We start from the raw sequence: 10,504 nt of genomic DNA, 5'->3' as shown, positions 1-10,504 counted from the left end.
CCACCAACGGGTACGCACCCCGGGACGCCCGGTCGGCCATCAGGCCGGCCGGGCGTCCTGCCGTCTGCCTACGGGATGAACCGCACCTCGGGGAACGCCCGCGACGGGCCCTCGAGCAGGCGCTGCCGGCGGCCGCGCAGGTGCAGGTCGAAGAACGCGAGCGGGTAGGCCCGCTGGACGCGCACCATCCGGGCGGGGTCGATCGGGCCGACCCAGTCGAACAGCTCCTCGTCGCTCATGCCGATGATCGGGGCGATCTGCGTCAGGAGCACCTTGTAGTCGCCGTTGGAGGTGTGCCGCGCGCCGTCGACCCGCATGTCGAGCTTCCAGCCCGTCAGGTGCGACCAGGCGATGGCGACGGGTTCCGTGGTCCGGTCGTACTCGGAGGTCAGCAGCATGAAGGGCCGGCCCATGTCGGTCTCGGTGATGGGCTCCATCGGGGCGTCGAGGGCCAGCCCGGCACGGACCCGCGGGTCGCTCTCCATGACCAGGCGGGTGGCGGTGCCGCCCTTCGACGTGCCGAACATGCCGATGCGTCGGAGGTCGGGTGCTCCGCGGAGGCCGTCGGGCAGTCGCCTGCCGTCGGCGTCGGGGTTGCGGCCGGCGGCGAGGTCGCCGATGCGGTCCAGCAGGAAGGGGACGTCGGCGGCGAAGTCCGGTGCCCCGAGCGCGTGGTCGCCGACGATGATCGGCTCCAGCCGCCGGCCGTCGGGGAACTCGACGAACGCGTCGTGGGTGTGGTCGACGGTCACCACGATGTACCCGTGGCTGGCCAGCTCCTGCCCGATGATCGTGTGGGTGCCGCGGTGGTCGTGCGCGCCGTGCGAGAAGACCACGACGGGCAGCCGGTCGCTGTCCCGCCGCAGCGGCGCTCCGAGCCGTCCGGCGGTGACCGGCGGCAGCGTCGAGCCGGTGGGGAAGTCCTGGCTGGCGAGCAGCGCGCGCCAGCACTCGTCGCCCAGCCAGGGCGCGCGCGGATGGCGCGTGACGTCGCGGGCCGGGTACCAGACGCTGGCCATCAGCTCGCGGTGGTACCCGGGGCCGCGAACCGGGTCGGGTCTGGACCGGTCGACGAGGTGCAGCGGCACCGTGCCGACGGGGAAGGGTCCCGTCGGTCCGGGCAGCGTGAGCCGCCGCGGGCCGTTCGTGGCCGCGGCCCGGCTGCCGGCCGCAGCGCGGGTCGCGGCCTCCGCGCGGGTCGCGGCGGCGAGCGGAACGGTCAGCCCGGCCGCGAACGCGGCGGCGAGGACGGTGCGGCGGTTGGTCGTGGTCACGGGGTCTCCCTGGTGTCGTCGGAGGGGATGGTCTCGATGCGCGCGATGAGCTGCTTGAGGCGCGCGACCTCGGCGGCGAGCGCGGACCTGCCGGCCGGGGTGAGCGTGATCCAGGTGCGGGCGCGCTTGCCGGCGTAGCCCTTCTCGACCTCGACCAGGCCGTTGGACTCGAGCACGCCGAGGTGCTGGGACAGGTTGCCGGCGGTGAGCTCCAACTGGGTGCGCAGGAAGCCGAACTCGACGCGGCGGGCCTCGTGCGCGATCGTCAGGATGCCGAGGCGGACCCGCTGGTGCACCACGTCGTCGAGGCCGGTCACGGGGTGCGCGGTGCCGGTGTCGTCCGGAGCCGTCATCGCGACCGCCACCTCTGCGCCAGCGCGAACCCGGCGGCGCCCAGGAGCAGCAGGCCGCCCCGGATGGCCAGCGGCGGCGCCATCTGCCAGTTGTCGCCCCAGTGCTCGCCCCACCCGAAGGTGACCGGCACCAGCACCACCACCAGGTATACGACCGCGAACACCGCCAGCGCGACGTACCTCTCCAGCCAGGCCAGCAGCAGGAGGGCCAGCCCGATCGCCGACGTCGGGTCGATGAGCCGGAACACGAACAGCACGAACGCGGACGGCTCGTCGGGGTAGCCCGGCGCGCCGAGGGCCGCCCAGGCACCCGCGAAGACCGCGCCCAGCGCGATGAGGCCGATGCCGGTCGCCACGTACGGCAGCACCCGCGTGCCCAGCCCGCGTGCCCGCGCCACCCGCAGGTACCCGTAGGCGATCACCACGTAGGCCAGCACGCTGGCCGTCCACCAGTAGATCTGCATGGACGGGTACCAGGCCTTGCACACCTGGCCGTCGGGCAGGGTCCGGCAGTCGCTGAGCACGGGGTCGCTCAACCGCCAGACGGCGATCGCCCCGAACATCACCAGGGACAGCACCAGCAGCGGCAGCCAGGTCACCCGCTGGGCGACCCGGACCCGGTGCGCGAGGCCGCGGGTCTCGGCGAGCAGCCGGCGGGGGTCACCGCCGGCGGAAACCGTGTCGGAAGTCATGCCAACAGGTTTGCATTACAAACCGATTGGCGCAAGAGCCAATGCGGGACCGCATGAGGTCAGCCGCCGCACCCGCCGCACCCGCCGCCGCACCCGCCCCCACAGCTGCTGCCGCAGCCGCCGGAGCCGGTGTCGACCGACCCGATGTCGAGGTCGCCACCGCCGCCGGCCGCCGCGCGGTCCGGCGATGAGGTGTCCGTCGACGTGGCCGCCAGCGCCGGGTCGGTCGGTGTCAGGACCTCCATACCGAACAGGCCGACGGCCAGGGCCGCGGCGGCCGGGCCGTACGTGGTCAGGGCCGGGCGCATCGACGGACGCAGGTGCTGGTTGGCGCCCGCCACCCTGTCGACCGCGCGCCTGGCGACCGGGCGCATGTCCCGCGGAGGAGACGCCCAGTCCGTGAGCACCAGCCAGAGGAGGAGCACCATGAGCGCCAGCGGGATGTCGGTGTACCACCGGAACGACCACAGGAAGACCCACACCGTGCCCAGCACGGCGAGCGCCACCTGGGGAACGGCCTCGCGACGCAGAACGCTCCGCGGCAGGTCGGGGGCGTCCCACGCCGTCGCGATGCCCTGGTTCCGCAGGAGCAGGTCGAGATCGGCGCGTTGCTCGTCGAGCGCTGCCCTGATGCCCGGATCGGTGGGCAGCGCGTGGACCGGGACCTCCCTGACCACCGCGGCGAGCACCGCCGCGGAGAGCGGCGTGCCCCCGTCGTCGGGCGTCTGCCCGGTGGCGACGAGCGCGCCGGTGGCGTCGTCGTACTCCAGCGCACCGGCGATCCGCAGCCGGGCGACGGCCGCGTCCAGCGACCGGGCGTCGCCCGCGCCGAGCTGTCCGATCTGCTCGCCGTTGAACATGGTCGGGACGATCCAGTCCCGCGTGGGCGGCGGCCACCACCTGAGCCTGTCGTCGGCGACGCCCAGCAGCGTGAAGGCGACCACGGGGAAGAGGATGGCGAAGACGATGTCGGCAACGTGTGCCATGCGCTCATTGTGGTCAGGCGGTGTCAACTCACGTCGATGTCCATGCCGGTCAGGTCGGCGCGTCGCCCAGCTCGGCGGCGCGCAGCGCGTAGGTGTCGGCGCCGACCGCGTCACCGGCCGCCCGCCGCAGCGCCGCCAGGTCGGCCAGGGCGTCGACGCTGCCGCGGTCGGCGGCCAGCCGGAGCAGCTCCTCGCCGTCCGGGCGGAGGTCGGCCAGGGTGTGCAGCGGGCGGAAGTCGCCGCGGTCGGCGGCGAGCAGGGCCAGTGCCAGGGCCCCGTCGCGATCGTCGGCGTGGTGGCGCGTCGACACCAGCGCGGCCAGCGGCATGCTGTCGCCGCGGTCGGCCGCCTCGAGCGCCAGCGCCCGCGCGCCCTCCGCGTCGCCGGCCCGGTCGAGCAGCCGCGCCAGGCCACCGAGTGCCCGGACGTCGCCGGCGTCGGCGCCGCGGCGGAAGAGCGCCTCCGCCTCCACATCGTCGCCGGCCAGCTCCCGCATCGCGGCGAGCTCGCGCAGCGCCCCGGCGTGACCCCGGTCGACGGCCTGTCGGTACAGCGCCTCCGCCGCGTCGTGGTCGCCGTCGAGGTGGCGTCGGAGGGCGCGTAGCCGCACCGCTTCCGCGTCGCCGCGGTCGGCGGCCTGCCGCAGCAACGCGTCGGCGCCGGCCTTGTCGCCGTCGCGCTCGTGCCACCAGGAGACCTGGCGCAGGACGCGGGTGTCGGTCGCCTGCGCGGCGAGAGTCCGGGCCGCGTCGCGGTCGCCGGACCGGTAGCGGCGGTCGGCCAGCGCCAGCACCGCGTCCGGTCCCGCCCGCAGGGCCAGGTGCTCGGCGAGGGTGTGGTGGCCGGCCCGGTCGCGCAGGTCGGCCAGCAGGGCGGTCGCGGCGGCGTGGCCGGCCCCGGAGGCCTTGGCGAGCAACGGGACCGCGTGCTCGGGGTGCCCGTGCGCGGCCGCGTACCGGCCGAGCGTGTGCAGCAGGTGCGGATCGGTGGTGGGTCCGACGAACGCCCGCCAGAGCGTGCCGGGCGGATACGGTCCGGTCGGTCCGTTCTCCTCCAGGGTGTCGGCGAGAAGGTATCCGTCCGGTGCCACCGGCGTCAGCGGACCGTCGACGCCGCGGTGGCCCTCGCTCGCGTAGGCGAGCCCGTCGTCGAACCAGGTGGCGGTCCGGTGCTCCGGGTCGAGGTAGCCGGCCGCCGCGACCCGCAGCAGGGTCGTGCTGAACCGCGGGACGTGGCCGACGCGGCAGGCGTCGACGGCGGCGTCGAGGATCGCCCGGGCGGCCGGCGGGGCGTCGCGGTGGCGCTGCTCCTGCCCGGTCGCACCGGCCAGGTACTGGATGACGCGGCCGTCCGTGGCGGTCGCGGCGGCCTCCGCCAGTCGCGGGTCACCGTCGGCGGCGGCCGCGCGTTCGGTCGCGGTGAAGGTCTCCGGGACCGGCACAGCGGTGCCGGTCAGCACCGCGCGCACCCGCGACCACGGTTGGGCGCGCTGCACCAGGGTGTCCCAGTGCGCCGGCCACATCGTGGCGAGCACGAGCACGGGCCGGGCCCGGCGCAGCAGGGCGAGCAGGCCGGTGGCGACGGGGGAGGACTCGAACCCGAGGTGGTAGCGGGCCTCGTCGATCCACATCACGGTGTGCCCGTCGACCCGGTTGGCGATCGCGTCGCCCGCGTGGTCCCACTCGGGGATTTCGCCCGGGTCCCACAGCCGCCACCGGCCGGGCTGCCGCCGGTCGAGGTACCGGGCGACCTCCCAGCAGGCGCGGGTCTTGCCGGTCGCGGCGCCGCCCACGAGCGTCACGATCCGGGCGGTGCCGGTGCGCAGCACCTCGTCGGCGGTCGCCCGCAGCCGGTCGTCGTGCGGCCGGGGCAGGTACGCGGGCAGCTCGGGCTGGTCGATCGCGCGGCGGACCCGCCAGGCCAGCGGGTCGCAGTCGGCGATCGGTGTACCCAACGGCGCGGTCATCCGTCCACCTCCGTAGGTTTGTTGAACAATCCTACGACGGCGGTCAAGGGGTCAGTAGCGGGCGAGCGCGCCGGCGAGCAGATCGAAGAACCGGTCGGCGTCGGCGTCCACGGCGACGTCGACGTTCGGGGGCTGCCCACCCAGCCGGCGGGCGTCGCACGTGGTGCGGCCGAAGTTCGGGCCCTCGTTGGTGTCGACGGTGACGTGCATCGGCACCACGGTGAACAGCGTCGGGTCCAGGAGGTGGGCGATCGTGCAGGGATCGTGCAGCGCGGCGCCGGTCCACCCGTAGCGGACGCGGTAGGACTCCAGGTAGAAGCCGAGCATCGTCGCCGCCGCCTCCGCGACCGGGTTGCCGAGCGCGCGGATCCGGGCGATCCGGTCGGGCGTCGCGAGCACCCGGTGGGTGACGTTGAGCCCGAACATCGTCAACGGGATGCCGCTGTCGAGCACGACGCGCATCGCGTGCGGGTCGGCGAGCGCGTTGAACTCCGCGGCCGGGGTCACGTTGCCCGCCTCCGTGGACCCGCCCATGAACACCAGCCGCCGCACCCCGGCGACGAGGCCGGGGTCGAGCCGCAGCGCGAGCGCGACGTTCGTCATCGCTCCGGTGACCACCAGCGTCACCTCCCCGGGTGACCCGTGCACCGCGGCGCGGATCGCGTCGACCGCGTGCCCGGGCGCGAGGTCGCGGGCGGGTGGTGGCAGCACGACGCCGCCGAGTCCGGCGTCCCCGTGGAACGTCCGGCCGCCGATCACGTCACGGACCAGGGGACGGTCGGCGCCGGCGTGCACCGGCACGTCCAGCCCGACCAGCTCGCACACGGCGAGGGCGTTGCGCGCCGTCGCGTCCAGGCCGACATTGCCGAACGTGGCCGTGACCGCCCGAACGGATAGTCCGGGGCTGGCGGCGGCGAGCATCAACGCGACGGCGTCGTCGATGCCGGGATCGCAGTCGATCAATATGCTGGAGGTCACCCGGACAGGCTAGATCCGCCCGGAGCAGGGGGGTCTAGGGGTTGCCATTGGTACCGCAAAGACCGTTAAGGTCCGATGTACCTGAATTCAGCCGTCATCGCGGCCCCGACCCCGGGTGGACATGCATGACCGAGATCGTCGCGCGAGCCGTCGACGTGTCCCGCAGGTTCGGCGAGGTCACGGCGCTGGACTCCCTCTCCCTCGACATCCCCGCCGGTCAGCTGCTCGGGCTCCTCGGCCCGAACGGCGCCGGCAAGACGACCCTGATCAGCCTGTTCGTCGGGCTGCGCCGTCCGTCGGCCGGCCGGGTGGAGATCTGCGGCGGCGACCCGGTCGACGCGGCCACCCGCCGACACTTCGGGGTGACGCCGCAGCAGACCGGCCTGCCGCCGACCCTGCGGGTCAGCGAGTGCGTCGACCTCGCGGCGGCCCACTTCAGCGACCCGCTGCCGCGCGGCGAGCTGCTCGAACGGTTCGGCCTCACCGACCTGGCCCGCCGCCAGACCGGTGGGCTCAGCGGCGGCCAGCAGCGCCGGCTCGCGGTGGCGCTGGCATTCGTCGGCCGGCCGCGGCTGGTGTTCCTCGACGAGCCGACCACCGGCCTCGACGTCGACGCGCGGCACACGTTGTGGGAGGGCATCCGGCTGTTCCACCGCGACGGCGGCACGGTCGTGCTCACCAGCCACTACCTGGAAGAGGTGGAGGAGCTGGCCGAGCGGGTGGTGGTCATGTTCCGGGGCCGGGCGATCGCCGACGGCGACCTGGCGGAGGTGCGCGGCGCGGTCAACGCGAACCACGTCTCGTTCGTCACGACGGACCCGGTGCCCGACCTGCCCGGCGCGATCTCCACCGCGCGCACCGGCGACCGGTACGTGGTGCGCGTGTCCGACCCCAACGGGTACGTCCGCGACCTCGTCGCCTCCGGCGTCGACTTCACCGACCTGGAGGTCCGCGGCTCCTCGCTGGAGGAGGCGTTCCTCGCGCTCACCACCGAAGGGGGGAACCGATGAGCCTGGCGCTGGCCTACGCGCGGTTCAAGCTGCTGGAGATCTTCCGGATCCCGGTGTCGTTCTTCGGGGTGCTGTGCCCGCCGCTGATCGCGGTGACGTTCTTCGTGCTGCCGCTCAACGGCGACGACCCGCTCGTGTCGACGATGGTGCTGGGCTCGATGGCGGTCTTCGGCGTCGTGATCATCTGCATCATGGAGTACGCCGCCGACGCGTCGCAGGACCGGGAGACCCCGTGGTACCAGTACCTGCGGACGCTGCCCGCCGGTCCCGTGCCGCAGTTCCTCGGACGTGTCCTGTTCAGCCTGGTGATGATCGTGTTGTCGGTCGGTCCGGCCATGATCGTCGGTGCCCTGTTCACCGAGGCGACCGCGAGCGCCACCCAGATCCTCGCCGCGGCCGGGGTACTGGTGCTCGCCGTGGTCCCGTTCTCGCTGATCGGTCTGGCCGCCGGGTACGCCATCCCGCCGAAGAGCGCGGTCGCCGTCGGTCAGCTGCTGTTCCTGCCGCTCGCGTTCGGCGGCGGCCTGTTCAGCGACCCGTACAACCTGCCCGGCTTCATCGAGGTGATCTCGCCGTACCTGCCGACGCGGGGGATCGGCGACCTGATGTGGTACTCCCTCGGCGGGCCGTCGCCGAACCCGCTCGCCCTGGTGATGCTCGTCGTCTGGACCGTCGCGATGGCCGCCGTCGCCGCGTGGGCGTACCGCCGCGACGAGGGCCGCCGCTACCGCTGACCCTCCACTCTGGGAGCACCGATGCAGGAAACCCCCGCCCTGCACCTGTCCGGGGTGACGAAACGCTTCGGCGCGAAGGTCGCCGTCGCCGGCATCGACCTCACCGTTCCGCCGCGGTCGATGTTCGGCCTCGTCGGTCCGAACGGCGCCGGCAAGACCACCGCGCTGTCGATGGCCGTGGGACTGCTGCGGCCCGACGCCGGCACGGCCAGCATCCTCGGCGTCGACGTGTGGGCCGAGCCCGACGCGGCGAAGGCGCTCATCGGCGTGCTCCCCGACGGCCTGGCGCTACCCGAGCGGCTCACCGGCCCGGAGCTGCTGACGTTCACCGGCCTGCTCCGCGGCCTCGACCCGGCCGACGTGGCCGCGCGCTCCGCCGAACTGCTCGACGTTCTCGACCTCGCCGACGCCGGATCGACGCTGGTGATCGACTACTCGGCCGGGATGCGCAAGAAGATCGGGCTGGCGACCGCGCTGCTGCACCGGCCGCGCCTGCTGGTGCTCGACGAGCCGTTCGAGGCGGTCGACCCGGTGTCCGCGGCGGGCATCCGGGCGATCCTGCGCCGGTTCGTCGCCGCCGGCGGGGCAGTCGTCGTGTCCAGCCACGTGATGGCGCTCGTCGAGTCGCTCTGCGACCACCTCGCCGTGATGGCGGCCGGGTCCGTCGTGGCGGCCGGTCCGCTGGACCAGGTGCGCGGCGGCGGGACCCTGGAGGAGGCGTTCGTCGGGCTCGTCGGCGGACGCACGGCCGGCCGGGACGGGCTGTCGTGGCTGGTGTCCTGATCCGGATGAAGCTGCGGGTGCTGCGGCACTCGACGTCGCGCGGCCAGCTGTTCCGCCTGCTGCTCGGCGCGCTGACCGGGCTGGCGTGCGCCGCCGCGACGGTGGCCGCCGCGGGCAGCGGGCGCCACGCGGCGGGCCTGGTGGCGGCGGCGATGCTCGGCTGGACCCTCGGGTGGCCGATCGGCCCGCTGTTCGTCGGCGGGGCCGACGAGACCCTGCGACCGGAGTACTTCGCGCTGCTGCCGCTGCCGGCCCGCCGGCTCGCCGCCGGGCTGCTCGCGGTCGCCGCCGTCGGGGTGCCCGGCGCGGTCACCGCCGTCGCGGTGGCGGCGGTGCCGGTGCTGGGCGCGCGGCTGGGCGCCGGGCCGTTCCTCGTGGCGCTGCCGGCGGCGGTGCTGCAGTTCGCGTTCGCGGTGGCCCTCGGCCGGGCGGTCACCGGTGGGCTCGGCGCCGTGCTGCGCTCGCGCCGGGGTCGCGACGTGGGCGCGCTGCTCACGATCCTGCTGATCACGTTCGGCTGGACGCTCCTGTTCCCGGTGCTGGCGCTGGCCGACGAGCTGGCCGCCGGTGGCGCCACGGCCGTCGCGGCGACGGCGCGGGCGCTGCCGACGGGGTGGGGCGTCGTCGCCGTCGAGGCCGCCGACCGGGGGGACTGGCCGCTGGCCGCCGCGGCGCTGCTCGGCCTCGGCGGGCTCGTCGGCGTGCTGTTCCTGGCCTGGAGCGCGTTGCTCGCCCGCCGGCTCACCGGCCGCGCCTGGCGGGGGACCGCCCGCGCCGGCGCGACCGCCCGGCCGCCGCGGTGGCGCGGACCGCTCGGTACGCCGTCGGGCGCCGTCGTGGTCAAGGAACTGGTCACCTGGACCCGCGACTCCGGCCGCACGCTGGTGGTGCTGATCCCGGTGATGGTCGTCCTGGCCAACGTGGTTCCCCGCTGGGTCTTCGAGAACGACGTGCGCGTGAACCCGTACGCCGGGCTGATGCTGGCGACGGTCGCGTGCTTCACGGCCGGCAACTGCCTCGCCGCCGACGGCGGCGCGGTGTGGCAGACCCTGGTGACGCCCGGCGCGGCCCGGGCCGACCTGCGCGGCCGCCAGTACGCGTGGCTGCTGGTGATGTCGCCGCCGGCGGTGGCGATGACCGTCGGGTTCACCGCCGGTGCCGGCGACCGGCTTGCCGACGCCTGGCCGTGGGCGCTGGCCGCGCTGCCCGCGGTGCTCGGCGCGGGGTCGGGGCTGGTCGTGCTCCAGGCCGTCCACGTGCCCTACACCGTCGGCGATCCGCGGGTCGTCGGCCCGCTCGTCAACAGCGCGAAGCCCACGGTGGTCACGTTCCTCGTCTGGGCGGCGGTGGTCCCGGCGCTCGCCGTGGCCGCCGCGCCCGCCGTCGCGGTCGCGGTCGCCGGGCGGTCGCTCGACGCGTCGGTGGTGGTGTGGACCGGCGTGCCGGTCGGACTGGCGACCGGCGTGGTGCTGGCGTGGTGGCTCGGACGGCTGGCCCACCGCGGCCTGTCGGCCCGCGGCCCCGAGGTGCTGGCCGTGGCCCACCGATAGGTCTGTCCCCTGTGGACGGTGGCGGTCCCCTAACGCTGTTCCCCTTCCGCCCGTGAACCCTAAGGGCGCGTAGGGGTTTGGCCTGCTGAGGGTGCTCAGTAGCGTTCAGATCAGAAGCGCTGAAGAGGCGGAGCGCACCAGCCGCCACACGATCGAATCTCCTTGTCCGGCCCCGCGA

At 74.6% G+C, this 10,504-nt stretch carries 10 protein-coding genes; 4 read left to right on the top strand and 6 right to left on the bottom strand.

All coding sequences use genetic code 11. The features are described 5' to 3' along the window. Nucleotides 1–68: 68 nt before the first annotated feature. The 6 genes from Voc01_RS52020 to Voc01_RS51995 are packed head-to-tail and all read right to left on the bottom strand — an operon-like array spanning nucleotide 69 to nucleotide 6,249. Nucleotides 69–1,274, bottom strand: a complete 1,206-nt coding sequence (locus tag Voc01_RS52020; RefSeq protein ID WP_203935231.1) for an alpha/beta hydrolase family protein — start codon at nucleotides 1,272–1,274, stop codon at nucleotides 69–71. Further along, nucleotides 1,271–1,627, bottom strand: a complete 357-nt coding sequence (locus Voc01_RS52015) for a winged helix-turn-helix domain-containing protein (protein WP_203935230.1) — start codon at nucleotides 1,625–1,627, stop codon at nucleotides 1,271–1,273. Before Voc01_RS52015 ends, Voc01_RS52020 begins: the two co-directional genes overlap by 4 nt. Then, complete coding sequence (locus Voc01_RS52010) at nucleotides 1,624–2,319, bottom strand: hypothetical protein (RefSeq protein ID WP_203935229.1); 696 nt, start codon at nucleotides 2,317–2,319, stop codon at nucleotides 1,624–1,626. Before Voc01_RS52010 ends, Voc01_RS52015 begins: the two co-directional genes overlap by 4 nt. A 59-nt stretch (nucleotides 2,320–2,378) precedes the next feature. Beyond that, nucleotides 2,379–3,305, bottom strand: coding sequence for a TIGR04222 domain-containing membrane protein (locus Voc01_RS52005; RefSeq protein WP_203935228.1), 927 nt, complete (start codon nucleotides 3,303–3,305; stop codon nucleotides 2,379–2,381). Between the two features lie 49 nt (nucleotides 3,306–3,354). After that, on the bottom strand, nucleotides 3,355–5,271 hold the full coding sequence (locus Voc01_RS52000) for an SEL1-like repeat protein (RefSeq protein WP_203935227.1): 1,917 nt from the start codon (nucleotides 5,269–5,271) through the stop codon (nucleotides 3,355–3,357). A 51-nt stretch (nucleotides 5,272–5,322) separates the two neighbouring features. Continuing rightward, complete coding sequence (locus Voc01_RS51995; protein ID WP_203935226.1) at nucleotides 5,323–6,249, bottom strand: nucleoside hydrolase; 927 nt, start codon at nucleotides 6,247–6,249, stop codon at nucleotides 5,323–5,325. 125 nt (nucleotides 6,250–6,374) lie between these two features. Between Voc01_RS51995 and Voc01_RS51990 the strand changes: the two genes are divergently transcribed. The 4 genes from Voc01_RS51990 to Voc01_RS51975 are packed head-to-tail and all read left to right on the top strand — an operon-like array spanning nucleotide 6,375 to nucleotide 10,326. Beyond that, nucleotides 6,375–7,259 carry an ABC transporter ATP-binding protein gene (locus Voc01_RS51990; protein WP_203935225.1) on the top strand — a complete coding sequence of 295 codons (885 nt, stop codon included), beginning with the start codon at nucleotides 6,375–6,377 and terminating at the stop codon, nucleotides 7,257–7,259. Then, nucleotides 7,256–7,993, top strand: coding sequence for an ABC transporter permease (locus Voc01_RS51985; RefSeq protein WP_203935224.1), 738 nt, complete (start codon nucleotides 7,256–7,258; stop codon nucleotides 7,991–7,993). The genes Voc01_RS51990 and Voc01_RS51985 overlap by 4 nt, the downstream gene beginning before the upstream one ends. A gap of 21 nt (nucleotides 7,994–8,014) precedes the next feature. Further along, nucleotides 8,015–8,776 carry an ABC transporter ATP-binding protein gene (locus Voc01_RS51980; RefSeq protein ID WP_203935223.1) on the top strand — a complete coding sequence of 254 codons (762 nt, stop codon included), beginning with the start codon at nucleotides 8,015–8,017 and terminating at the stop codon, nucleotides 8,774–8,776. Then, nucleotides 8,761–10,326, top strand: coding sequence for a hypothetical protein (locus Voc01_RS51975; protein ID WP_203935222.1), 1,566 nt, complete (start codon nucleotides 8,761–8,763; stop codon nucleotides 10,324–10,326). Before Voc01_RS51980 ends, Voc01_RS51975 begins: the two co-directional genes overlap by 16 nt. The last annotated feature ends 178 nt before the right edge of the window (nucleotides 10,327–10,504 follow it).

The organism is Virgisporangium ochraceum, assembly GCF_016863655.1.
Lineage (GTDB): Bacteria > Actinomycetota > Actinomycetes > Mycobacteriales > Micromonosporaceae > Virgisporangium > Virgisporangium ochraceum.
The sequence above is the reverse complement of the archived record's forward strand: the minus strand, read 5'-3'. Positions and strand labels throughout refer to the sequence as shown.